Origin of the sequence: Arenibacter latericius DSM 15913, assembly GCF_000424985.1 — a bacterium.
In the GTDB taxonomy this organism is placed as follows: Bacteria; Bacteroidota; Bacteroidia; order Flavobacteriales; family Flavobacteriaceae; genus Arenibacter; species Arenibacter latericius.
The window spans coordinates 1-25,931 of record NZ_KE384285.1 but is presented as its reverse complement, the minus strand read 5'-3'; the positions used below and the strand labels follow the sequence as shown (position 1 = coordinate 25,931).

Genomic DNA, 25,931 nt, shown 5'->3' with positions numbered 1-25,931 from the left:
TTATATACGGAGGAAAGATCATATTGGATGATTTCAACTTCATTTTTACATTTAATCTTTACAGAATATGAGTATCTTACTAGAAAATCATATTGTAGAGCTCCTTCTGGAACGGGATGACAAAGCAATGTCATTACTGTATGAACATTACGGAGACACTTTACTTGGTGTCGCCTTTAAAGTAGTTAGAAATGAAGAATTAGCTGAAGACGTACTACAAGAAAGTTTCTTAAAAATATGGAGGAATTCCGATAGTTACGACCCCAGTAAAGCTAAACTATTTACCTGGCTATTTAGAATTGTCCGCAATACAGCAATTGACAAATTAAGAAGTGTAAATACCAAATCTGATAAGGAGATCCAAATAGACGTTTCGGACGTATATAAACTAGGAACCGAAGGAGTAAATCCGGAATTAATGGACGTTCAGGACAATTTGGATAAGCTAGAAGATAAATACCAAATAGTTTTAGACGCTTTATTTTTTCAGGGAATGACCCAGCAGGAAGCTAGTGACGAATTAAATATACCTCTTGGCACCATTAAGTCTAGATTAAAAATTGGCTTAAGGGAACTAAGGAAACTATATGGATCATTTCTACTTCTTGCTAGCATGTTACATTTTTTATAAACCAAAGCAACTTAATAAGATTAGACCATATTATATGTCTACTGATTACATTAGTCTATTCAATTGAGAAGCGCTGTTAAGCATAAAGCGATGAAAGAGAAAATAAAAAACTTTTTAGACACAGACTTACTAGAACAATATCTTTTGGGAACCACCTCTAAAGAGGAAACACTACAGGTAGAACGTTATATTGCGATGTATCCCGAGGTGAGAAAAACGTATATAGAACTTCAAGAAAACTTGGAGATGTATGCAAAACAACATGCTATTAAAACGCCAGACGGATTAAAAGACAAGGTTTTAAATCAGGTTAAATCAGAGAAAAAGAGCCGTAGAAAGTTTTATATGTATGCCGTTGCCGCTAGTTTTACCGCACTAATCTTCGCAGGTGCCTCCTTTACTTTCTGGAATCAGAACCAGAGTTTGCAAGAGGAAAATATTTTGGTAAATAACAAAATAGAATCCTTGGAAGAAAATATGCGCATCCAATTAGAGGATGTTCGCAATCAGTTTATAGTTCTCAATAATCCAAAGACAAAAAAGGTCGCCGTAAAAGGCAACAACAAAGCCAAGGAATTAAAAGCGGTAGCCTATATTAACCCTGTAAAAAAGCTCTCTTATATCAATGTAAGCAAGCTACCAAATTTACCAGAGGACCAATGTTATCAAATGTGGGCCGAAGTAAATGGGGAAATGATCAACCTAGGCATTATAAAAGAAGCTAGTGATAGTCAAAAATTAATGGCCCTTCCTTATGGTGAAAATGCAATGGGCTACATTACTATAGAAAACAAGGGTGGCAATAGCTCCCCTACCGTAGAGAACATTGTAGCTAATATTCGCTACTAAAACAATACCTAAACTAATCCCAAACTTTCTTGGGTAGCTTATTAATTTCATATCTTTGTAGAAATTTAACGCAAGGATATGAAATTAGTACTTTTAACCATTGGCTTACTGGCACTTGCCTTCGCCGGAATTGCACTAAAAATATGGTCTAAAAAAGACGGTAAATTTGCAGGGACCTGCGCAAGTCAAAGTCCATTTTTAAATAAAGAAGGGGAAGCATGTGGCTTTTGCGGAAAGCTACCAGCAGAACAGGAATGCAAAAAAGACAGTATTGCCTCTTAAGGCATACTTTTCTTAACCCCATTTTTCACCCCTTATTTTGGAAAAGACAGACGAATCCCTAACAAATCTTATTGAAAAGGCCAAATTAGGCAACCAGATAGCATTTAGTTCTTTATTAAATCATTTTTGGAACGATGTATATGGTTTTCAACTAATTAGGACCCAGAACGAAAATGACGCTGAGGATATTACCATTCAGACCTTTTCCCAGGCATTCGACAAGATCCACACTTTTGACAGCTCTTATAAATTTAAGACTTGGCTAATAGCCATTTCCAAAAATTTACATGTAGACCTTATTCGAAAGAGAAAGAGAAACGTCCTTCAAGGTAGCGAAAGCGGCAATACTGATGCCATAAAAAAAGTTTTGGACGACGCTCCTTCTATTGAAGACAGCCTAATTACAGAACAAAATTTAGCAGCTTTATTAGGGTACATAAAGAAATTAAAACCTCACTATCAAGAGGTCATTAATCTCAGATACTTTCAGGAACTTGCCTATGCCGAAATAGCAGAGAGATTGGGAGAACCCATCAACAATGTAAAAGTGAAACTTTTAAGGGCAAAAAAACTTCTAGCAGAAATCATAAAAAGCCAGAAGTCAGATTAAGTCAATTAACTAAAAAGCCGACTGTCTGCCCCTTCATTTTTGTATATTTACAACAAAGTATATTAGGATATAATGAGCACAGAAACTATAGATAGCGTAATCCCTCCAAAAGGCAAACCCAAATGGCTTAGGGTTAAACTACCCACAGGTAAGAAATATACCCAATTAAGAGGATTGGTAGACAAATACAGCTTAAATACCATTTGTACCTCCGGTAGCTGCCCCAATATGGGAGAATGCTGGGGAGAAGGCACTGCTACTTTTATGATATTAGGTAATATCTGTACCCGTTCTTGCGGGTTCTGCGGTGTAAAAACGGGGAGACCAGAAGATGTAGATTGGGAGGAACCAGAAAAAGTGGCTAGATCCATTAAAATTATGGGGATTAAACACGCTGTAATAACTTCTGTAGACCGGGACGACCTAAAAGATATGGGATCTATTATCTGGGCCGAGACGGTAAAAGCAATCAGAAGGATGAACCCTACTACTACCTTAGAAACACTTATTCCTGATTTTCAAGGTATTGAAACTCACCTAGATCGTATTTTAGCAGTAAATCCTGAAGTGATCTCCCACAACATGGAAACCGTTAAAAGGTTAACTAGAGAGGTCCGTATCCAAGCAAAATATGAGCGTAGCCTAGGCGTACTCTCTTATCTAAAGAAAAATGGTGCGCACCGTACCAAATCTGGAATTATGTTAGGATTGGGAGAGAAAGAAGACGAGGTAATTACCACTATGAAAGACCTTAGGGCCGCAGATGTAGATGTAGTTACCATAGGGCAATACCTACAACCTTCTAAAAGACATTTACCCGTAAAGGAATATATCTTACCAGACCAATTTAAAAAATATGAGGAAATAGGTTTGGAATTAGGGTTTAGACATGTAGAAAGTGGAGCTTTAGTTCGATCCTCGTATAAAGCACACAAACACATTCTTTAGAGCGCTAACCCCTTCTTACTTTTACATATAACGAGACGCTATCCGAATTAAAACGGATATAATGGCTTACCAATTTTTATGACACAGACAACAATAGGCATAAACGGTTTCGGAAGAATTGGTCGAACACTTTTTAGACTACTTAGTCAGCAACCTCACCTAAAAGTGGTTGCAATAAACGATTTAGCCGATGCGACTACCTTGGCCCACCTATTAAAATATGACAGTATTCATGGGGTATCTCCTTTAGAGATATCCCATACCAAGAACGGTATTTTAGTAGAAGGCAAAGAAGTAGCCCTTTTAAACCACAAATCTCCAGAGAACATTCCGTGGTCCCAATATGGGGTTGATATTGTTGTAGAAGCTACTGGCAAGTTTAAAGACGCCACTAGTTTAAACCATCATTTAAAGAACGGAGCAAAGAAGGTGGTTTTATCCGTTCCCCCTACAGACGAAGATATAAAAATGGTTGTTTTCGGAATTAATCACGAAACCTTAACGCCAGAAGATCATATTATATCCAATGCATCTTGTACTACCAATAACGCAGCACCAATGATAAAGGTAATACAAGATTTATGTGGAATAGAACAAGCTTATATTACCACTATTCACTCTTATACCTCAGACCAAAGTCTTCACGACCAACCTCATAAAGATTTAAGAAGAGCAAGAGCGGCCGCCCAATCTATTGTACCTACTACAACGGGAGCTGCCAAAGCGCTTACTAGTATATTCCCAGAACTTTCAGAGGTGATAGGCGGATGTGGTATCCGAGTACCGGTTCCCAATGGATCACTTACAGATATTACTTTTAATGTAAGAAAAGATACCAGTATTGAAGAAATTAACAATGCATTTCGGGAAGTATCACAGAAACAATTCAAAAATATCCTATATTACACCGAAGATCCTATAGTTTCAATTGACATAAACAATAGTTCTTACTCATGTACGTTTGATTCTTTAATGACTTCTGTCATTGGAAGAATGGTTAAAATTATAGGGTGGTATGACAATGAGGTGGGGTATAGCTCCAGAATAGTGGATCTAATAAATTATTTAACAGATAAGAAATACGTTTGAGAGTCCTTTTATCACATAAAAAAATAACGAAAATTAGTATGAGTTGCTTCTTAGCAATGTTACTGATGTTCTGTTATAGCTACTCTCAAGAAACCGCCCCTCCGGAAACCAGTGTTGATCTGCTTTTTAAAAAGGCTAGGGATTCTCGCAACAAAAACAAAATAGACCTTGCATTAGAATACCTTAATGCAGCAATGGATATAGCCGCCAAGGAAAAGAACAACAAAACCCTGATAGACTGCTATCAAAAGTTCTCCATTATATACCTTAAAATGGAAAGGTTTGATACGGCAGAATTCTATTGGGATCGGGCCAAATCACTATTAAAAAGCACCTCTTACCCCTATGGGAGTGGTATGCAAAAATATATAGAGGCCATTTTAGCTTTCCATAATCAGAAGAACTTCCTGGCCATTTCCATGCTAAACGAGGCCAAAAAGCTAAACAACGATCGGAATTTATTAAACAATATATTATTTTTTGAGGGGGAAGTATTTTTAGAAATCGAAAGGTTTGCCAGTGCAGAGAAAAACTTTAACTCCCTTATTGTTAATACAGATATCTTTGAACAAGCTTACCTAGCCACCAATGCTCACCTAAAATTAGGGGAACTGCATATAATCACCTTAGATTATGAAGACGCTATTTACGATGGAGAAATGGCATTAAAGCTAGCACAGGCCAACGGTTTTATCAAAGAAGAATTAAAGGCTAATGAATTACTCACCAAATCTAATGCATCACTTGGTTTTTTTGAACCCGCATTAACCTATACCAACAATATTCTAAAATTAAAAGATTCTGTTTTCAATATAGAAAAATTACTTGTTGAGAGTCAGACTTCCGATAGAATCCAGACCGATTTTATGAAGGAAGAAATAGAGCGGCAGGACACAAAAATTACAGAGTTAAGTGAATCTAAAAGTAGGTCTGAGATTACCGCCATCCTAACCTCAGCATTTTTAACGATTATCTCTATCCTTGCTGTTGCCCTGTATAGAAACAACCAGATTAAGCTTAAAACCAACGCTCTTTTACAAGGAAAGAACAAAGAATTACAAGCCGCCAGAGACGCCGCAGTATTAGCCATGGAAGCAAAGACCAACTTTCTTTCTACCGTTAGTCATGAACTTAGAACTCCACTCTATGCGGTTACTGGATTAACCCATTTATTATTGGAAGAAAATCCGAGTGAGAACCAAAAAGAACATTTAAATTCTTTAAAATTCTCTGGGGAATACCTGTTAAATTTCATAAATGACATTCTCCAGATAAATAAGATAGATGCAGAAAAACTAGAAATTCATCAAATAAGTTTCAATCTTAAAAAAATCCTCTCAGAGGTTATAAACTCCTTACAACAAAGCGCTAAGGACAACAATACAAAGATCATCTTAAAATATGATGAGTCTATTCCACAACACCTTCTAGGTGACCCAATAAAACTATCTCAAGTATTTATTAACCTTATCGGGAATGCCATTAAATTCACCAAGAATGGTGAAGTAACCGTTATCGCTAAGATGACAGAAATGGTAAAAGAAACGATCAATATTTATTTTGAGGTAAAAGACACGGGGATCGGCATGGATCTAAAACAACAGCAAAACATTTTTGATAGCTTTGAACAGGGGTCCATTCAAATTAACAGAGAATATGGCGGAACTGGTCTAGGCCTTACTATTGTAAAAAGCTTATTAGGTCTATTTGGTAGTAAAATTGAATTAAAAAGTGAATTAGGTAAGGGAAGCTCTTTCTATTTTGATTTAGCCTTAAAAAGCAAGGATGATATTGTTGACGATATTTTATTTGAAATTACCGAGGAAGAGTATGACCTAAAGGGGCTTCACCTATTAATTGTAGAGGACAACAAAATTAATCAGGTGATTACCAAGAAGATGCTAGATAAAAAAGAAATTACTTGTGATATAGCGAACAACGGTCTAGAAGCTGTAGCCATGGTAAGAAAAACCGAATACGACGGAATTTTAATGGATATTCACATGCCCGGAATCAGTGGCGAGGAGGCTACCATAGAAATTAGAAAATTTAACCGATTTGTCCCTATTATTGCGCTAACCGCAATTTCTTTAGATGACAGTATGGAAAGTTTTTATGCAGCAGGTTGTAATGATGTGGTAACCAAACCTTTTAAACCAGAAATATTTTATCGCAAGATAGGACTACACATGACCGAAAAAAATCACCCTAAGGCCAGAACATCAAATACTATCTAGTTTAATTTTAAGCTATCTACTAACTCGGTCTTCCCATTCCCTAGAAATACGTGTTTAATTCCTATATAATATAGCTCCTCGATTTTTCCAGACAGTCTTACAAAGTCTTTCTCGGTAGTTAGAATAAGGGCTTTTGTCTTAAACATATCAATCTCCTTATCGCTAAAAAAGTGATGGTCCGAATACGCTAAATGCTCCAGCTCTAATCCTTTATCTTTTAAATATGCTACTAAGGGAGACGGGTCTGCAATTCCGGTTACTAAGGTCACCTTTCTACCCTGCAATGCAGCCAAAGACATCGCTGTTGCCCTGCCTTTAAGCTCAGTATCGTATTCCAAATAACTAAATACCACCTTTTGTTTTTCCTTAGGGTTTAGCTTTTTGCGAATGGCATGCTGTTCCTTATCAGATATATTTTTAGGGCATTTAGTAACTACAATTACATTGGCACGCTTAGCCTCTCTTTTACTATCTCGCAAATTCCCAGTAGGCAAATACCAGCCGTCCACATATAGCTTACCATAAGCGGTAAGCAGCACATAGAAATCACATTTTACTTTTCTATGCTGAAAAGCATCATCCAATAAGATGATATCCGGAGCCACCGAAGATTCTAGGGTAGCAATCCCTTGCTGCCGATTTGCATCTACGGCTACCGTAATTTCTGGAAATTTCTTAGTTATCTGATAAGGCTCATCACCAAGCTCTTCTACCTGCACTTGGGGGTTAGACAGTACAAAGCCTTTAGACTTTCTCCCATAGCCTCTACTAAGGACGGCTAGCTTCTTAGTATCCTTTAAATTCCGAATAAAAAATTCGATCATCGGTGTTTTCCCCGTTCCACCCACACTTAAATTACCTACACAAATCGTTTTGGTATCAAAAGATTTGCCTTTAAAAAGGTTTTGATCATATAAGAAGTTACGCAGATATACAACACAAGCGTAAATCAATGATATAGGGAAAGCTAATATTCGTAATAGTTGCATTGGAACGAAATTATAATATTTTTACCTTTGGAAGACTATAAAATTATAAAATGATTATAAAAGAAGTTATAGGCCAGTTAGAGGAACTAGCCCCTTTAGGCCAAGCAGAAGATTTTGACAATGTTGGTCTTTTAGTGGGAGATGCAAATACTCCAGTAACAGGAATCCTGGTTACTTTAGATACCTTAGAGAATGTGGTAGAGGAAGCCATCAGCAAAAAATGCAATCTTATTGTAAGCTTTCATCCTATTATTTTTAGTGGCCTTAAAAAAATAACTGGCGCCAATTATGTAGAGCGCGTAGTTTTAAAGGCTATTAAACACAACATTGCTATCTATAGCATGCACACTGCCTTAGACAACAGCAAACAAGGGGTAAACGCCAAAATATGTGAAGTATTGGGACTTCAGGATCCCCGCATCCTTATTCCGAAAAAAGGAACGCTTAAAAAACTAAGCATTTATGTTCCACACGCCAATGCCGAGCAGCTTAGACAAGCGCTCTATCAGGCTGGAGCCGGACATATTGGAAATTACAGCAATTGCAGCTTTTCTTTGGAAGGGACTGGTAGCTTTAAACCCAACGAAGGCTCTAACCCCCATTTAGGAAAAGTTGGAGAAACCCATTACGAGCAAGAAACTCAGATTAATATAACCTATACCAAAGAGAAAGAATCTAAAATATTAGCGGCTCTTTTTAATAATCATCCCTATGAGGAAGTAGCTTATGAAATACAAACCCTAGATAATTCTAACCAATATTTAGGCATGGGAATGTACGGAAATTTGGAAAAACCAATGTCCGAGGAGGACTTTTTCCAATTTGTAAAGGAAAAAATGAATGTTTCCTGCATACGTCACTCCCAATTTTTAGGGAAAAAAGTTCAGAAGATAGCTGTACTTGGAGGAAGTGGTTCTTTTGCAATATCAGCTGCAAAGGCTGTAAATGCTGATGTTTTCATTACTGCCGATTTAAAATACCATCAATTTTATGAAGCGGAAAACAAAATTATCCTTGCCGATATTGGCCACTATGAAACAGAGCAGTTTACAAAAAATCTCTTAGTTGACTATCTTACGAAAAAAATCCCTAATTTTGCAGTCTCTTTATCGGAGAGTTTAACAAATCCCATCAAGTATTTTTAAATATGGCAAAAAAGAAAGAAGCAACAGTAGAAGATAAATTAAGAGCATTATACGATTTGCAATTAATAGATTCTAGAGTTGATGAGATAAGAAATGTAAGAGGTGAATTACCTCTAGAAGTAGAAGATTTAGAAGATGAGGTTCTTGGTCTTAAAACAAGAATGGATAAGCTTAAGACCGATGTTGAGACCATCAACTACGAAATTACTGCCAAAAAGAACCTTATCGATGAGGCTAAGGTTTTAATGAAAAAGTATACCGAGCAGCAAAAGAATGTTCGTAACAGCAGGGAATTTAACTCACTTACCAAAGAGGTAGAGTACCAAGAGCTGGAAATACAATTGGCTGAAAAGAACATTAAAGAATTTAAGGCCCAAATAGAGCAGAAGAAAGAAGTTATCGCTACCACTAAAGAACGTTTAGCGGATAAAGAAGCGCATTTAAAGCACAAGAAGAGTGAATTAAATGACATCTTAGCGGAAACTGAAAAAGAAGAGAAAGCGCTTTTGGCCAAATCAGAAGAATACCAGAATCAAATAGAGGAAAGGTTAGTTAATGCCTATAGAAGGATCAGAAACAGCGTTAAGAACGGCTTAGCGGTTGTTCCTATCGAAAGAGGTGCTTCAGGTGGATCTTTCTTTACTATCCCTCCACAGGTACAGGTAGAGATTGCTTCTCGTAAGAAAATTATCAGCGATGAACACAGTGGAAGAATTTTAGTAGACCCTGTTTTAGCTGAAGAACAACAAGAGAAAATGAATAAACTTTTCGCTAAGTTGTAATAGCAAGTATAAGCTTATAAAAAAGGCCATCTTTAACGAGATGGCCTTTTATTTTATATTTTGCTAACGCAATACAACCTCATCTTTATAATTGTTTTGACTTAGAGATAAGGTCTAACATTTTATTTTCTACTTCCCCGCTATCCCAAATTTCTTCTATATTAGGCATTTTCATTACCTCTGCCATTATCTCTTCTTGGGCATCACCAAGAGCCAAAGCCTCAATATAAGGTCGGTCCGAAAAAGTGACCCTAGAATATACTGGCAACCATTGCTCAGGATACTTTAAAGAAAAATGTTTTTCAATTTTCTTTTGTAATATAAAATTAGCATCGGCTGTTTTACTACTCATTTCCATAAAGTTACGGTAGCTAAGTTCTGCAATAGCATCTGCATTAGGCTTACGTTCTGTTTGGTAGGTTTTAAAAATAGTCTCCCAGTCGTCTCCGTGCTTAGCGATAATCTTATTAAGCTCATATATATCCTCAAATCCAGCATTCATTCCCTGCCCATAAAAAGGCACTACTGCATGAGCAGAATCCCCTACTAACGCAACCTTATTCCAATAGGTCCAGGGAAAGCACTTCATTGTTACCATAGCACTAGTGGGATTTTTAAAGAAGTCTGAGCTTATATCTTCTATTACCTGATAAATATTAGGGAAATACTCGGTGAAAAACTCTTTAACCTCTTCTTTTGTAGTAAGGTTCTCAAAAGAAACTTCACCTTCAAAAGGTAAAAATAGGGTACATGTAAAGCTCCCATCTAAGTTAGGCATGGCAATAAACATAAACTTTCCTCTTGGCCAAATATGAAAAGAGTTTTTATCTAATTTATGGCTACCGTCTTCATTAGCAGGAATCGTTAATTCCTTATACCCCACATCTATAAAATCCTGAGAATAATCAAACCTACTTCTTCGTTGCATTTTATGTCGGACCCTAGAGAAGGCTCCATCGCAACCAAAAACCATATCAAACTTATATTCGTCCCACTCCCCTTTATCACTCTCTCCAGTATATATTTTTGCTTCGGCCAAATCTATATCCCATACCTTTTCTTCAAAACGAAAATCTGCTCCCTCTTCTTCCGCTAAATCTATCATCCTCCTATTTAACACCCCTCTAGAGATAGACCAAATAGCTTCTTTCTCTTTCCCGTACTTTTGGTAATATTCCGGCTCTCCTACCAAGTGAATAGCACGCTTATCCATAGGAATTCCCAATTCTTTTATAGTGTCTTCTACCCCAACTTCACGTAAGGCATTCCACCCCCGATCACTCATCGCCAAATTAATGGAGCGTCCGGAGAACTCCACTTTTCTAATATCTGGACGTCTATCATAGACGGTTATTTGATGTCCTAATTTCCTGAGATATATTGCCAAGAGAGAACCTACTAGACCTGAACCGACAATAGCAATATTTTTCGGAGTTTGTATCATATACTTTTAAATAAAGGGAATAGAATGGTTGAAAAAATAAAAATAATAAAATAATGTCAATAAGAGCGGGTTAGCCATTGCCATTCCCCTTGTTAATTCTATAGCTGAGCATATAGAATAGTGACGCATGTGGCATTGGAAGGAAAAAACCCATTACGAATAGAGACAAGCACAGTAGCTTTACCTCCAACTTGCAATAAGTATTCTAGTTTAAATTAAATCACCAAACTACGGCAATATAACCCTTCGATTCACCAATTCACTAACCAAACATCTAAAACCACAATTTATGACGTATATATCTTACATACCGCTTCGGCGTCTATATATAGAAAAGTCCTTCACATGAATTCTGCGAAGGACTTTTCCCTTTTTACATCAATAATTAATGCTCAGCTATTCTAAAATACCGTCTACAATTCCGTAGGCAATAGACTCTTCGGCATTCATCCAAAAGTCTCTATCAAAATCTTTCATTACTTTTTCTGCATCCTGACCGCAATTTTCTGCTAGTATTCTGGCGCTCAACTCTCTAGTCTTGACAATCTCTTTCGCCTGAATTTCGATATTAGAAGCCTGTCCTCTTGCTCCCCCGCTTGGCTGATGGATCATTACCTGCGCATGAGGCTGAATAAAACGTCTTCCTTTCTTACCAACAGATAAGAGAATAGATCCCATAGAAGCTGCCAATCCAGAACATATAGTAGAAACCGGACTTTTTAACCCTTTTATAGTGTCGTAAATAGCAAATCCAGAAGTAACATATCCTCCAGGACTATTAATATACAACTGTATCTCTTTATTGTTTTGCATATCTAAGTATAACAATCGATCAATTACATGCTTGGCGGAATCATCATCTACCATCCCCCACAAAAACACCTTTCTCTCTTCAAGCAATTTCTCGTCGATCGCTTCTTGTATCTTACCTTTTTTTGATCCCATTTTTAAATTTCTTGTTAAGTCTCAAAAATAATCATTTTATTATAAAAAACCGTGGCTAAATCCTTCCTCCCATTCAAATTTTGTATAAAACCCAGTATTTTATTTTTAATAGAATATTGAAGCAAAGAGTAACAAAGAACAAATTACCCATTTCTCCATTTACAACGGTCTGCAAAAAGCTGAAAATGTGTTCTAAAAGATTTATCAAATCATAAAACTTAAAAAGTCTATTTTCTACATTCTGTACAAAAGCGCTTATCTTTGATAAAAAGAGACGATGAAAAAATATATCATATTCACTATGGCCTTAATTGGCTTTCTAGGGTGCAAAGAAGTAAAAAAAGAAGAGATAAAAGAGCAGGCCGTAGCGTTAACTATTTTAGAAAAAGTAGCCCATGCCCACGGATTTGAAAATTTTAAAAATATAAAGGAAATAGCCTTCACCTTTAATGTAGATAGGGATACTACTCATTTTCAGCGTAGCTGGAATTGGAATACGGTAACCAATAATGTAGAGACCGAGGAAATAACTTATAATCGCAGACAAGTAGACAGCCTTATCGCTAAGACCGATGCCGGATTTATCAATGACAAATACTGGTTATTGGCACCTTTCAACTTGGTATGGGATAAGGACAATTTTACCTATGAGCACCAAAACAATGTACAGGCTCCCATCAGTAAGACACCTATGCAACAACTGACCATAGTGTACGGTAACGAAGGAGGGTATACTCCTGGAGATGCCTATGACTTCTATTTTGGGTCCGATTATATAATTAAAGAATGGGTATTTAGACGCGGAAATCAATCAGAAGCATCTACTGTCACTACTTGGGAAGACTATGTGGACACGAACGGACTAAAAATTGCGAAAATGCATAAGAATGAAGACGGTTCTTTTAAATTATATTTCACAGACCTAAAAGTCACCCCAAAGAGTAACTAATAATTATGCTTTATCGTCTACGGCGATAGAGCGCATAAGTAGCGGCCAATACCAAAACAGAACAGATTAACAAAACGGAAAAAGTATGGGTAAGTGAATATTTCTCTGCCACAAAACCCAATGCCACAGGCCCCATCAAAAATCCGGAATAACCAGTGCCAGCAATAAAAGAAACTCCTTTGGCAGAATCTATACCTTTTACTGTTCCCCCAATTCTAAAGAGTTCTGGTATAATAACTGAGAATCCTAAGCCTACAAAAGCAAAACCAGTAATAGCCAAATAAACATGGGTTGTTAATACTAAAAGATACCCCACTATAGAAATTGCAGCTCCTATAGCAACAATTTTAATGGGACCTATCTTTGCACTTATACCGTCCCCTAAAAATCTACCTAGGGTCATCATCACAGAAAATGCTAAGAATCCAGAACCTATCAGTGCTTCGGGTGCCATAGTAATTTCTTGCAAGAACAAACCACTCCAATCAACCACTGCCCCTTCGCCTCCCATTACCATAAAAGACACCAACCCTAAAAGCAGCAAGGGTCTAAAGAGCTTAAAACTAAAAGCTTCCCTTTCTATAGGAGCGGCAACAATATGTTTATAGTGTTTATGGAAGATAATGTTTACTACTAACACCAATAGAACCGCATAAAGCATGTGCAATGCGGGATTATTAATCCCCAAAATAAGGAAGCTCCCCAAGCCAGCCAGAACACCTCCTAGACTAAAGAAACCGTGTGAGGCCGACATAAATTTCTCCCCATCTTCCTTTTCTATTTCAGTTACCAAAGTATTCATGGCGATGTCTGTTAACCCATTACTAGCCCCAAATAAAAATAGGGCCGCCATTAAAGAATAGTAATTGGGCGCCAGCAAAGGCAATAATGCCGAAACACAACTAAACAACACCCCATACCAGGTAGCCTTTCCCACACCTAACCCATCTATAATTCGATAGGCTACAGGAAAGATTACAAAAACCCCAAGTGCAAGAAAAAAAATAGCTACCCCTAGATCTGCCTTGTCAATCCCTAGCTTGTCTTTTACAGTAGGGATATATATTGCCCAAGTACCAAACAGAATATTAATACTAGCAAATACCCAAGAAGGCCCAAAATACCTAGGATTAGAGAGGATTAAACGCAATGATTTCATTAAAATATTATTTGTGGATTACGCATTTTTAAAAATGATATATAAAGGGCCCTAGGTTAAATTTTTACTCTCAAAAATCTGACTACTTAATACTTAATACTAACTACTCAATTCTCAATACTCACTACTCACTACTTAGTACTTAATACTACCCCCCAACTCCCGATTTCAATATCTGACCAAAGCGAAACATATCCTCAAAGGAGCAGTAAAAAGGTGCGGGGGCCAAACGGATAACATTGGGCTCCCTCCAATCTACAATAACTCCATTATCCATTAAATACTGAAACAATGCTTTTCCTTGGCCGTGTAATAATACGGAAAGCTGACACCCTCTTTCTTCTGGAGTAATAATCTCAAAATTTGCATTGGTCTCCTCCCCAATTTCCTTCAGGATAAACTCTAAATAGGATACTATGGTATCTCTTTTCTTTATCAGTGCCTCTAGGCCTACTTCTTCAAACATTTCCAATGAGGCCAAATAAGGCGCCAAAGCCAGTACAGGCGGATTGCTTATTTGCCATGCATCTGCGTTTGCCATGGGCTGGAATTCTGGCTCCATTAAAAAGCGGGTTTCTTTTTTTGTTCCCCACCAACCTTCCATTCTAGGAATATCATCTCTATCTAAATACTGTTCATGGATAAATACGCCAGAGGCATTTCCTGGGCCACTATTCATATACTTATAACTACACCAAGCCGCAAAATCTACCCCCCAATCATGTAGTTGTAGTGCAATGTTTCCCGCACCATGAGCAAGATCCCATCCTACCATAGCACCTTGTTCTTTAGCTACTTTGGTAATCTGCTGCATATTAAAAACCTGTCCGTTATAATAATTCACACCCCCAATAAGAACCAAGGCCAATTCTTCTCCTACTTCCTTAATTTTATCTAGGATATCTTCCGTACGCCAAAAATGCTCCCCTTCTCTCTTTTTTAAAGTAACGATGGCTTCTTTTGGGTCTAACCCATGGAGTTTAATCTGACTATTAAACATGTATTGATCGGAAGGAAACGCTTTCTCCTCACATATAATCTTAAATCGTTTTTGGGTAGGCCTATAAAAAGATACCATTAACAGGTGAAGGTTCACCGTAAGCGTATTCATTACCGTAATCTCTTGGGGTTTTGCTCCTACTACTTTCGCTAATGGCGCTGCCAGGCGTTCGTGATAATCCCACCAAGATTTCTCTGCATGAAAATGACCTTCCACTGCCAATTCTTTCCAATCGGTCATTATTTCATCCACATATTGCTGCGTTCTCTTGGGTTGTAACCCCAAAGAGTTTCCCGTAAAATAGATAACTTCCTTGCCATTCACCTTAGGGAAATAAAACTCATTACGGTATTTTTGTAAGGGATCCGCGGCATCCAACTGTTGGGCAAACTTCAGTGAATTCTGAAATATCATATCCTTTTTATTTTAATTCAAAAATACAATTTACTAAGGCATTTCTTTTATACTTCTATGAAGTAATCGTTACTATTTCTTTAATCTAATCCTACCCTCATTTCAATAATATGATTTTTAAAACCCGACTTCTCATATGCTCTTATTGCTGGACTATTATCGCTGTATACGGTTAGTCGAGCCTCATTTATTCCCTTAGTCTTAGCCCACGCTAACAAAGCATCAACAATAACTTTGTTTACACCTTTTCCCCGATACGCTTCGGCGGTATACATAAACCCTAGATAGGCATATTTCTCATGATTCAGAAACGGCTTAGCATCTCTGATAACACCAAAACCAGTCCCCACTATTTCCCCATTATCTTCGGCAACCAACACCCTTGCATTATCTGCCATCATAAGCTCCCTTAGATCGTAATAACTAATTGGATCCTTGTCTAAGGTTTCATCAAAAGGCCTCTCTGCTTTAATAATTTCTTGCTCTATATTTTTTAAAACATTTAAGTCGCCTAGGGTGGCCTTTCTTATCATATATTGTTCCATGATTCTTATCTTTGAAGCTTAAATATACAAAGTTAAGCCCATGCATTTTTTATCGGCCCAATTAGAACAATACATTACCGATCATTCACAGCCGGAACCGGAATTATTAAAAAAACTTACTCGGGAAACTCACCTAAAAGTGATTCAGCCTAGAATGATCACAGGGCACTTTCAAGGACGTGTGCTTAGCATGATATCCAAAATTAAATCGCCCCAAAACATCCTTGAAATCGGCACTTACACCGGATATTCTGCTATTTGTTTAGCGGAGGGACTTACCAGAGGTGGACACTTACACACCATAGATATTAATGAGGAATTAAGCGCTATGCAGCGACGTTATTTCCAAGAAAGTGGATATGGCGATCAAATTACGCAACATACTGGTGATGCATTAGATATTGTCCCCACTTTAGATATCACCTTTGACCTAGTATTTATTGATGCAGAAAAAGTAAGTTACGACCGCTATTTTGAAGCCTGTATAAAAAAATGTAGACCGGGAAGTTTAATCCTATCAGACAATGTACTCTGGTCCGGAAAAGTAATAGAGCCTTTAAAGCCAAAAGACAAAGCCACGCGAACCCTAGTAGATTACAATAAGAAATTAATGGAAGATCCAAGAGTAGAAACTGTACTCTTACCCGTTAGAGACGGACTTACCTTGAGTAGGGTTGTTTAATTAAGTAGTATTGAGTAGTTAGTATTAAGTATTGAGTCCCTCACTCGGGGCGGGCCCGATATCACGAACATCATTTAATTAGCCACAAATCCGATGACTGAGCGGAGTCGAAGTCAAAAACAAATTTCGATGTTTTAAATAAAATCAACGGAAAATGCGATAATATGAAAATGTAGCAATGTTAATTTTAAATAGTCAACTCTAATCAGGGAAGCACAATTGTTTATTGATAACTGTTTATTGATAACTGTTTATTGTTTATTGATAATTGCTAACCTTCTCTGGTAGACTTGATAAAAAAGGATAGCAAAAAATATCCCTACAGAAGCACCCACGATAAGATCTAAAGGATAGTGTACTCCCACATAAATTCTACTTAATGCAAAAATAAGGGGCCAAATAAAGAATAGCCAACTCCATTTAAATCGGTGTCTTAAAAAAAGAAAAACAGCAGTAGTTATACTAAACGAACTAGAGGCATGTCCGGAAAAGAAACTATAACTAGTGGGACTTTTTAAAATTCGGATAAGTGTATTTATTTCCTCGGTATTATTGGGACGTAAACGCGCTACAATCTCTTTTGTAATTCCAGTAAGCATGGCTACAACCGCCAAGGTAAAAATTACTGTACCTATTACCCAAAGTGCTTCCTTTCTAGAATAAGATTTAAAAACTAGGTAAACGAATAGTAGAAATAAGGGAATCCAAGTAGAAAAATTGGTCGCTATGGACCAAAAAATATCATAGTCTTCTAGGCCCAGGCTATTTAAATAAATAAACGTATCCCGGTCCCAATGCAACAACTTCTCCAGCATACTACTTTCTTCTGATAACACCGGTTACTTCATCAACATTCTCTTTAACCTTGTTGATTTCTCCCTTTATATCATCAGTAAAACTCGTATCTATACCTTGCTTCTCAGCACTTTTCTGGATCTCTTGTTTAATATCTTCTGTGGCATCTTTTAATTGCCTCATCCCCTTCCCCAATCCTTTGGCTATTCCAGGAATCTTATCCGCACCAAAAACCATTACCACAATAAACATGATAAAGAAAATTTCGGCGCCACTAATAAATAGAAATATCGTGCTAAACATAGAACAAATATAATGAGAAGTTTTTCAGCTACATAAAAAATATGGTTAACTTTTTTATAGTCCCATTGTTAGGCAAATGTAGCAATTAAATAATGTAACAATTGGTTAATGTAGCAATTTCCTAATTTGTTGATTTGCTGATGCTAGTCTAATGTAACAATGTGATAATGTGAAAATGTAGCAATGGGTTAATTTGTTGATTTGCTGATGTGTTAATTTGAAGATGCGGGTCTAATGTACCAATGAATCAATGTAGCAATGTTTATTTGTTGATTTGCTGATGTGCTAATTTGAAAATGCGGGTCTAATGTAACAATGTGATAATGTAGCAATGAATCAATGTAACAATGCTTATTTGGAAATTTGATGATGTGTTAATTTGAAATTACTGATTTAATGTAACAATGTGATAATGTGGAAATGCAATGTTTATTTGTTGATTTGCTGATGTGCTAATTTGAAGATGCTGGTCTAATGTAACAATGTGGAAATGTAGCAATGAATTAATGTAGCAATGCTAATTTGGAAATTTGATGATGTGTTGATTTGAAGATGCTGGTCTAATGAAGTAGTATTGAGTCCCTCACTCGGGGCGGGCCCGATATCACGAACATCAATTAATTAGCCACAAATCCGGTGACTGAGCGGAGTCGAAGTCATAATATAAATTTCGATGCTTTAAATAAAATCAACGGAAAATGTGATAATGCAACAATGTGATAATGTGGAAATGTAGCAATGGGTTAATTTGATGATATGTTGATTTGAAAATTGTTTATAGCTAATTGTGGTACTAATGGCCTCTATGAGGCACAAATTAAATTGGGCGCGAGCATTTGGCGTGTGTTCTGATTCTTCTTCGACAAGGGTAAATTGATTATCCTATTGAGCAGATCTACCAAAAAAACCACAAAAGACACCGAAAAAAGAAATCGACGAAGCAGTCGGACTAATGAATTCTTACTATGAAGACAAAAAGAAAAATATAGATACTAAAAGCTATAAGGACATCAAAGACTCCGTTTAAAGAAAGAAAGGAACAGAACACAGGGACGCAATTAAAAGGGACTCGGTGGAAAAGTCACGATTTCTATCGAAATATAATAAAGTACGTATTACAACAAAACTTCTCTAAGTAATACGGGTCTAAACTTGAATTTAAAGTTTTGTTTATAATTATAAGACTGCCAAATTGGAAATTATACGATAGCGAAAGCTAGTTGATTATACCTAGCCATAAAGGTGGCTAAAGCCAGATTTCCCCTCTACTAGAAATCCCCGTGATAAATCACGGGGCTATTCAATTTATCTCAATACTCAACTCTAACTTCTTAGTACTCAGTACCAAATCCTAATTCTCCCTACGATACAACACGCTCCTACCCTTTAAATAATCCCAAATTTTAAGTTTATCATGGGTATCTACAATTGGAGCAAAAGCTGCATCTATCTCACAGAAATACAAAAAATCATCTAGCTTGTCTTCAGGAATTTTTAGTACCTGTACAAAAATAGAATCGGGATAAAACCGTTTTACCCGTTCTGTACGGGCATAATCCTTATCTCTAGCCACCCTTTTTTTCAGCATTTTAGTGCGACCAGAGATGGCGTTTATAAGGGGATTAAAAGGTATACTGGTAAAGGTGCCAAGGGTAATGGGGCCCATTGAAGCCTCTCTTAGCAACCTTTCACTTTGGGATAAGGGCTTAACATGAGCATTAGGCAACCCAAGGCTACTAGCCGTTACAGGAGGCGGTATATTTAAGCGTTTCATATCCCTAGTGAGATCCCCAGTAAGGTTATACGGCGTTACTACTACCTCATCTAAGGCAATATTGGCTTCTTCTAAGGCCACGGAAATAAACTTACTCTCTAAAATATCAGCAGTAACTACCATGGTCTTTTTTCGGTACTGAACGGCAGAAAACACAAGGGTATCATTTAAATGAACCCCAATAGTAAAAAAACCTTCAACGTCTGTAATTGCCGCTTTTCTCGTTGTGGTATTCAGCACGTGGGTAGCTGCTACGTCCCCATCGGAACTGTACACCTTACCCTCCATCTTTTTTTCACCAAAAGTCTGACTAAAAACGGCTGTATTAACTAGCAGCAAGCAGACCAAACTCAAATTTCTACTTATTATAGATCCTTTAAGGGGTATTCCCATGGGCATTAAACACAAGCTCAATTGTCCAGTTTTATGCATTAGGTGAGTTTAGTATCCTTCTACATTTGCCTGTCCGACCTATGCAGCCAGACGTACCCGTATTGTTCAGGGAGGCTTAATTTGTTATTGGTTTGTTTCCTTCTATGCCTCATCGGCTTATGCGGAGGCAATTAACAAGGAGCAACACAAATAATTACTCCTCTTCAATATTTTTTAAATAATCTTTACTCTGGGTAACCAAGAAATCTATTAGCTGAAATTCATTTCGTTTTTGCAATAGTTCTCTACCAGGAAGTTGAGCATCACAATACAATAGAAAGTCGTCTATCTTATCTTGTGGCAGCTTTAGATCTACCACAAAGAATCTATCATCATACACTTGTCTTAGTACCTCACTAACTTTTAGCGGCTCGCGTTCTACGGTATCGCTGTCGCCCTTGGTAGCCATTAAGAGGGCTTTAAAAATATTTACAAAATTTAGACCGTCTTTCATTCCCCGCTCCGTTTGGGAAAGGGCTATATTCTCTACTTCTGTTGAACGATCTATCTCATATTCATATTCATTGACGAGTAGTTCCCTGTTTTTTACCTGAAGGAATTTCTCCTGATTTTCTGGTGTTACCACCACCTCGTCTAACTCCGTTACCTTTTCGGTAACTTCCACCACCAAACGGTTATTGGCAAGAATTGCCGGGGTAATCTCAACCACTTTCAACTGATAGTTAACAGCAGTGAATACTACTTGATCCCCTACCTTTACCCTAATACCATACTCCCCCTTATCATTGGTAATAGTGGCAGTTTCTGTATTAACATTAATTACGTTCTGATTAGGAACAGCGACATTTCTGTAAACTACTTGCCCTCTTAGATACTGACGCTCATCGTCTTGGGAGTAGCCAAAAGAAACCGTAAATAGAGTAAGCAAGAATAGGAGTGTAATTCGCATATTAAAAAGAGATATTTGGTGAATTATATTTACAAGCTAGGAGTGCTAATAAAACGATTAAGCACTCTTTCACAATTTTAATTAAGATATAAAGAAATACTAAGTTTACCGCATACAAAGACATTTCTTCTCTAAACTTTTGTTAAGATTTTAGTCTATGCAGGGGCAATTACAAAGATACCCCTCTAATTTGAAATTGCTATCAGCAGATTTTTTATTTGTTTCGTAGAATCGGTGTATTTTTAGGCACAATTTTAGAAGCCTTATGAAAAATCTATTACTTGCAAGTACTTCCACGCTATTCGGACAATCTTATTTGGAATACCTCCTTCCAGAATTATCCCAATTTTTTTCTAAAATAAATACCATCACTTTTATCCCCTATGCTAGGCCAGGGGGAATTACTCATGATGCCTATACTGAACTAGCCGCTACTGCTTTTTCTAAAATCGATAAAAAGGTAATAGGACTCCACACTTATGAAGACCCCAAGGAAGGTATAAATAAGGCCGAGGCCCTTTTCACCGGAGGAGGGAATACCTTTCTTCTGGTACAGCAATTGCATAATTTGGAAATAATGCAGCCCTTAAGAGATAAGATTAATTCAGGCACCCCTTATTTGGGCACTAGTGCTGGCAGTAATATCGCTGGCCCTAGCATGAAAACTACCAATGATATGCCTATAGTACACCCTCCTAGTTTTAATACCTTGGGAGTGGTAAACTTTAATCTAAATCCACACTACCTAGATCCAGACCCTAATAGCACTCATAAAGGAGAGACTAGGGAAACTAGAATACGGGAGTTCCATCAGCTAAATAATACTCCTGTTATTGGCCTCCGTGAAGGGAACTATATTCTTGTTGATGGAAACCAGAGAACACTAAAGGGAACAGGCACTGCACGCATCTTTGAAGCAGGAAAATCCCCCTATGAAAGTAAGGATATTCCTCACTTTTAAAATCCCTTTCCACTTCATCAAGTAGTAACGCATTTTATCCGATTAATCTAACATTATATGGATATAATTTTATTTTTGTTACTCCCTGAATTCTAGAACAAACCTTTATCATTTATTGGATCTAAGCTACCGGTATTCGCTGTTTTTCAACTAGGGGTATTGTGGCTTTCTGTATTATCCATCACATCGTTCAATTTGGTGTGTAAGATGGTAGCTAATGGTAACCTAACTATGCCATGGGATTATAATGTCTGGTATGGCCTTGGGCTACTACAGCATTAGAGAAAGGAGAAAACACAATCTAGAGAACATGAAAAATTTACTACTATTAGTTTGCTTACTACTAGGGGTAGTAGTCCAAGCGCAGGTAAAAATCGGGGACAATCCACAGAATATTGATCCTAGTGCTGTCTTAGAACTAGAAAGCACTTCCAAAGTATTGGTAATCACTAGAGTCACCACCGCACAAATGAATGCCATTACCCCACCTTCTGGCGCTTTGGTGTACAATACCGATGTAGGATGCCTGCATTATTATAAAGATGCCGAATGGGTAAATGTATGTGAAAGCGTGGCAGAATCGCTCCCTATTACTGCGGGAGACTCTACTATTGTTATCACGCCCAACAATAATACTCAGGAGATAAGAGTGGGAGAAATTAGGGGGGATCAGATTGTAGATGCCACTATTTTTGGCCAAGATTTAGCCAACGGGTCCATAACTCAATCTAAGCTAGGACTTAATTCCGTTGGAGCCGCACAATTACGGGAAAACTCTGTAGGCAATACCGAGCTGGCAGAATTCTCTGTGGGTAGTGTCAATATTATAGACCAAACCATACTACCCAAGCACATGCAACCTGGGGGGTTTAATCAATTGCTTTTTACCAATAATGATGGACAGGTATTGTGGGTAAGCAGAGATCAAATAGGAGCTACTATTGCAGACCAGCTTACCATTAAAGGAAAAGGTATTGCTGCAGATCCGTTAAAGGTTGCAGATACAGTACTACAAAGAATAACCAAAAACGCCCAGGGTCTAAATACCAAGGAGAACCTTAGCAATAAATCTGATAATATTATTTTAGGAACTTCCTCTGTTAAGTACCCTACAGAACGGGCGGTAAAACTTTATGTAGATAATAAGCTAAATGAAATTGGTGGCAACGTAGAAGACAATCAGGAATTATCTTTAAACGATCAACATATTTTAGCGATTGAACGTGGAAATACGGTTGATTTAAGTAAATACAAGAATCAGAAATTAAGTAGATCGGGAGATAAGATTTCCTTAACCGATGGCGGTCCAACTATAGACTTATCTGATCTTCGCGCAGGCGGAGGCGGAGGCGGTGGTGGGGGTCCAGACAGAGCAGTTACACAAGTAGAATTAGTAGACAGCAACTTAAACTTTACGGGAGAGGCTGGAGCCTTTTCGGGCGAAATAGATTTATCAGTAATGCCTGGTTATGGTGTTATTTCTGAGGTGACACTAAACGGATCTAACTTAGAATTCACGGGCATAGGTAAAGCCTTTAACGGCAGCATTCCTCTCCCTAGCGGGGGTGCTAATGGAGCAGTAGCAGATGAGGAAACCTTATCTGGATTAGGAACCGATTCTGACCCTCTAAAGATTAAACCTGCTAATGGCACCTTACAATATTTAATAACTGATGAAAACCAAACAGTGCAATGGGCACCCATACCAGCAGATACTGGTGGTAGCGGCACTGTAAAAGTTGATGGAGTTACTATTACTGGAACAGGTGCAGACGGCAACGAACTAAAAATCACTCCGGATTCACCTGGAAAATACCTCACAACACATCCGATTACTGGAAATGTTTATTGGGCCGATCTCCCCCCAGGATCAGGGGGTGGTGGCGGAGGTATTACCGATATATATGTTGATGGTAAAACTATTCGAGGAACAGGAGAAATAGAGGAATCTAAGAGACTAAGAGTAGCAGAGAGTGGGATTACAACCTTACAAATTAAAGATGGTACTATTTTAAGTGAAGATATTGCACCAGGTGGGGCGAACAAGGTCCTAAGAACCAGTGCAGACGGTACAGCTGTGATTTGGGATGACCTTCCTACCGGAGGGGGTGGCGGAGGCGGAACGGAAAACCAGACGATTTCCGCATTTGCATTTAATGACACTACTAATGAGCTAACCCTAAGCCTTTCGGGAGGAAGCACGGGTATAGCAGACCTTTCCTCGTTATCTGCTGAAGGTGCCGACAATCAACAATTAACCTTGGAGCCTGGTAATATATTATCCCTTGAACGTGGAGGAACCGTTGATCTATCTAGCTTAACTGGAGGCGGTGGCACCCCTGACCTAGCAAGTGTTTTAGCTACTGGAACTGATGCTGGCGCTAGTCTGATTAAAAACTTACTTGATCCTTCAGAAGCCCAGGACGCTGCTACAAAAAACTACGTCGATTTAAGTATTGCAAACAGTGGAAGTACTGATAATCAGAATTTAACAGGTGCTACCCTTGGTTTGGATAATGTTTTAAAAATTGATATCGAAGATGGCAACTCAGCAACCGTTGACCTAACTCCATTAACTATTGGAGGTGGAGCAGATGGCGTCATTACTTCAGTAGAATTAAATAATACTAGTTTAGATTTTACAGGTACAGACACAGCTTTCAATGGTTCTATTGATTTATCTGCTCTATCTGGCGGCGGTTCTAATCAAAATTTGGCAGAAGTCTTAACTACAGGAACAAGTGCAGGCAACAATCCTATTAAGGACTTACCAAATCCTACAGATGCACAAGATGCTGCTACGAAGGATTATGTTGATAATAGCACAAATCAACTAACCAATTTAGCTTTTGATTCCGCAAACGGTATTTTAACCTTAACTAACCCAGCGACTGAAGGTAACGAAATTGACCTAAGTGGTTTGGGAGGTGGTGCCGACAATCAACAATTAACCTTAGAGCCTGGTAATATATTAACCCTTGAACGTGGAGGAACAGTTGATTTATCTGCTCTATCTGGCGGCGGTTCTAATCAAAATTTGGCAGAAGTCTTAACTACAGGAACAAGTGCAGGCAACAATCCTATTAAGGACTTACCAAATCCTACAGATGCACAAGATGCTGCTACGAAGGATTATGTTGATAATAGCACAAATCAACTAACCAATTTAGCTTTTGATTCCGCAAATGGTATTTTAACCTTGACTAATCCAGCGACTGAAGGTAACGAAATTGACCTAAGTGGTTTGGGAGGTGGTGCCGACAATCAACAATTAACTTTAGAGCCTGGTAATATATTAACCCTTGAACGTGGCGGAACAGTTGATTTATCTTCTCTATCTGGAGGGGGCGGTTCTGATGGTGCTATTACTTCAGTAGAATTAAACAATACTAGTTTAGATTTTACAGGCACTAACTCAGCTTTCAGCGGTTCTATTGATTTATCTGCGCTTTCTGGTGCAGGTGTTGATCAAGATTTGGCAAGTGTTTTAGCTAGTGGAACAGATGCTAACGCTAATCCTATACAAAATTTAGCAGATCCTACTGTAGCACAAGACGCTGCTACAAAAAACTATGTTGACAATCAACTATCTGATTTATCTTTTGATTCAGATAACGGTATTTTAACCTTAACCAATCCAGCAACAGCGGATAATGAGATTGATTTGAGTGGCCTGGGAGCTGGTACAGACAACCAGCAATTAACACTAGAATCAGGCAACATATTAACCCTTGAACGTGGAGGAACAGTTGATTTATCTGCTCTATCTGGTGGGGGCGATTCTGATGGTGCTATTACCTTAGTAGAACTAAACAATACTAGTTTAGATTTTACAGGCACTAACTCAGCTTTCAATGGTTCTATTGATTTGTCAACGCTTCCAGGAGTTAGCGGTACAGATGACCAAAAAGCTATAGAGGTACCTGTTGATGCAACACCGTTAAATTATACACCTGATGCTGCAAATGTTGAAGCTCACCTCATAGGAATAGATGCAGCTCTTGCCTCAGGCACCGGAAATCCGACCGATGAACTCAACACTAACTTTGTGGTCAA

Annotated in this window: 23 protein-coding genes; 13 read left to right on the top strand and 10 right to left on the bottom strand. The window is 37.8% G+C overall.

Annotation, left to right across the window (positions count from 1 at the left end; all coding sequences use genetic code 11):
- The first annotated feature begins 67 nt into the window (after positions 1–67).
- The 7 genes from H344_RS0116965 (at position 68) to H344_RS0116935 (ending at position 6,646) form a co-directional block, all read left to right on the top strand.
- Complete coding sequence (locus H344_RS0116965) at positions 68–631, top strand: RNA polymerase sigma factor (RefSeq protein ID WP_026811355.1); 564 nt, start codon at positions 68–70, stop codon at positions 629–631.
- Positions 632–721: 90 nt separating this feature from the next.
- The gene (locus H344_RS0116960; RefSeq protein ID WP_026811354.1) at positions 722–1,480 is read left to right on the top strand and encodes an anti-sigma factor; all 759 of its coding nucleotides are present in this window, start codon (positions 722–724) and stop codon (positions 1,478–1,480) included.
- 78 nt (positions 1,481–1,558) lie between these two features.
- Positions 1,559–1,762, top strand: coding sequence for a hypothetical protein (locus tag H344_RS0116955; RefSeq protein WP_026811353.1), 204 nt, complete (start codon positions 1,559–1,561; stop codon positions 1,760–1,762).
- 37 nt (positions 1,763–1,799) lie between these two features.
- Positions 1,800–2,372 (top strand): RNA polymerase sigma factor, encoded by a 573-nt coding sequence (locus tag H344_RS0116950; RefSeq protein ID WP_026811352.1) that lies wholly within the window; start codon positions 1,800–1,802, stop codon positions 2,370–2,372.
- Between the two features lie 72 nt (positions 2,373–2,444).
- Complete coding sequence (gene lipA / locus H344_RS0116945; RefSeq protein WP_026811351.1) at positions 2,445–3,320, top strand: lipoyl synthase; 876 nt, start codon at positions 2,445–2,447, stop codon at positions 3,318–3,320.
- Between the two features lie 78 nt (positions 3,321–3,398).
- A complete protein-coding gene (gene gap / locus H344_RS0116940) occupies positions 3,399–4,409 on the top strand; it encodes a type I glyceraldehyde-3-phosphate dehydrogenase (protein WP_026811350.1) in 1,011 nt (336 codons plus the stop codon).
- Between the two features lie 38 nt (positions 4,410–4,447).
- Positions 4,448–6,646: an ATP-binding protein gene (locus tag H344_RS0116935; protein ID WP_051254384.1), complete on the top strand. Its 2,199-nt coding sequence runs from the start codon at positions 4,448–4,450 to the stop codon at positions 6,644–6,646.
- Here the strand turns inward: H344_RS0116935 and lpxK are convergent.
- Positions 6,643–7,635, bottom strand: coding sequence for a tetraacyldisaccharide 4'-kinase (gene lpxK / locus H344_RS0116930; RefSeq protein WP_026811348.1), 993 nt, complete (start codon positions 7,633–7,635; stop codon positions 6,643–6,645). The genes H344_RS0116935 and lpxK overlap by 4 nt on opposite strands.
- 50 nt (positions 7,636–7,685) lie before the next feature.
- Between lpxK and H344_RS0116925 the strand changes: the two genes are divergently transcribed.
- On the top strand, positions 7,686–8,780 hold the full coding sequence (locus tag H344_RS0116925; protein WP_026811347.1) for a Nif3-like dinuclear metal center hexameric protein: 1,095 nt from the start codon (positions 7,686–7,688) through the stop codon (positions 8,778–8,780).
- 2 nt (positions 8,781–8,782) lie between these two features.
- On the top strand, positions 8,783–9,562 hold the full coding sequence (locus tag H344_RS0116920; protein WP_026811346.1) for a zinc ribbon domain-containing protein: 780 nt from the start codon (positions 8,783–8,785) through the stop codon (positions 9,560–9,562).
- A gap of 85 nt (positions 9,563–9,647) precedes the next feature.
- Here H344_RS0116920 and H344_RS0116915 read toward each other — a convergent pair whose 3' ends face one another.
- A complete protein-coding gene (locus H344_RS0116915) occupies positions 9,648–11,006 on the bottom strand; it encodes an FAD-dependent oxidoreductase (RefSeq protein ID WP_026811345.1) in 1,359 nt (452 codons plus the stop codon).
- A gap of 396 nt (positions 11,007–11,402) precedes the next feature.
- Entirely contained in the window at positions 11,403–11,951 is a 549-nt protein-coding gene (locus H344_RS0116910; RefSeq protein ID WP_026811344.1) for a ClpP family protease, read from the bottom strand.
- Between the two features lie 277 nt (positions 11,952–12,228).
- Here H344_RS0116910 and H344_RS0116905 point away from each other — a divergent pair, with 277 nt between their 5' ends.
- Positions 12,229–12,900 carry a hypothetical protein gene (locus H344_RS0116905; protein ID WP_026811343.1) on the top strand — a complete coding sequence of 224 codons (672 nt, stop codon included), beginning with the start codon at positions 12,229–12,231 and terminating at the stop codon, positions 12,898–12,900.
- 10 nt (positions 12,901–12,910) lie between these two features.
- Here H344_RS0116905 and H344_RS0116900 read toward each other — a convergent pair whose 3' ends face one another.
- The 3 genes from H344_RS0116900 to H344_RS0116890 form a co-directional block, all read right to left on the bottom strand.
- The gene (locus tag H344_RS0116900) at positions 12,911–14,059 is read right to left on the bottom strand and encodes an MFS transporter (protein WP_026811342.1); all 1,149 of its coding nucleotides are present in this window, start codon (positions 14,057–14,059) and stop codon (positions 12,911–12,913) included.
- 148 nt (positions 14,060–14,207) lie between these two features.
- The gene (gene kynU, locus H344_RS0116895) at positions 14,208–15,473 is read right to left on the bottom strand and encodes a kynureninase (protein WP_026811341.1); all 1,266 of its coding nucleotides are present in this window, start codon (positions 15,471–15,473) and stop codon (positions 14,208–14,210) included.
- An 80-nt stretch (positions 15,474–15,553) separates the two neighbouring features.
- Complete coding sequence (locus H344_RS0116890; protein ID WP_026811340.1) at positions 15,554–16,018, bottom strand: GNAT family N-acetyltransferase; 465 nt, start codon at positions 16,016–16,018, stop codon at positions 15,554–15,556.
- Between the two features lie 40 nt (positions 16,019–16,058).
- On the opposite strand from H344_RS0116890, the gene H344_RS0116885 reads away from it, so the two are divergent.
- Positions 16,059–16,700 carry an O-methyltransferase gene (locus H344_RS0116885; RefSeq protein WP_026811339.1) on the top strand — a complete coding sequence of 214 codons (642 nt, stop codon included), beginning with the start codon at positions 16,059–16,061 and terminating at the stop codon, positions 16,698–16,700.
- 251 nt (positions 16,701–16,951) lie between these two features.
- Here H344_RS0116885 and H344_RS0116880 read toward each other — a convergent pair whose 3' ends face one another.
- The 4 genes from H344_RS0116880 to H344_RS0116860 form a co-directional block, all read right to left on the bottom strand.
- A complete protein-coding gene (locus H344_RS0116880; protein ID WP_026811338.1) occupies positions 16,952–17,515 on the bottom strand; it encodes a phosphatase PAP2 family protein in 564 nt (187 codons plus the stop codon).
- A gap of 1 nt (position 17,516) precedes the next feature.
- Positions 17,517–17,798: a Sec-independent protein translocase subunit TatA/TatB gene (locus H344_RS0116875; RefSeq protein ID WP_026811337.1), complete on the bottom strand. Its 282-nt coding sequence runs from the start codon at positions 17,796–17,798 to the stop codon at positions 17,517–17,519.
- Between the two features lie 1,351 nt (positions 17,799–19,149).
- Entirely contained in the window at positions 19,150–20,004 is an 855-nt protein-coding gene (locus tag H344_RS0116870) for a carboxypeptidase-like regulatory domain-containing protein (RefSeq protein ID WP_240485017.1), read from the bottom strand.
- Positions 20,005–20,158: 154 nt separating this feature from the next.
- Positions 20,159–20,914: a hypothetical protein gene (locus H344_RS0116860; RefSeq protein ID WP_026811335.1), complete on the bottom strand. Its 756-nt coding sequence runs from the start codon at positions 20,912–20,914 to the stop codon at positions 20,159–20,161.
- 265 nt (positions 20,915–21,179) lie between these two features.
- Here H344_RS0116860 and pepE point away from each other — a divergent pair, with 265 nt between their 5' ends.
- Both pepE and H344_RS20735 read left to right on the top strand, forming a co-directional pair.
- Complete coding sequence (gene pepE, locus H344_RS0116855; protein WP_026811334.1) at positions 21,180–21,875, top strand: dipeptidase PepE; 696 nt, start codon at positions 21,180–21,182, stop codon at positions 21,873–21,875.
- A gap of 310 nt (positions 21,876–22,185) precedes the next feature.
- Positions 22,186–25,931, top strand: a 3,746-nt coding sequence (locus H344_RS20735) for a beta strand repeat-containing protein (RefSeq protein ID WP_157378372.1), incomplete at its 3' end; no start/stop codon positions are given.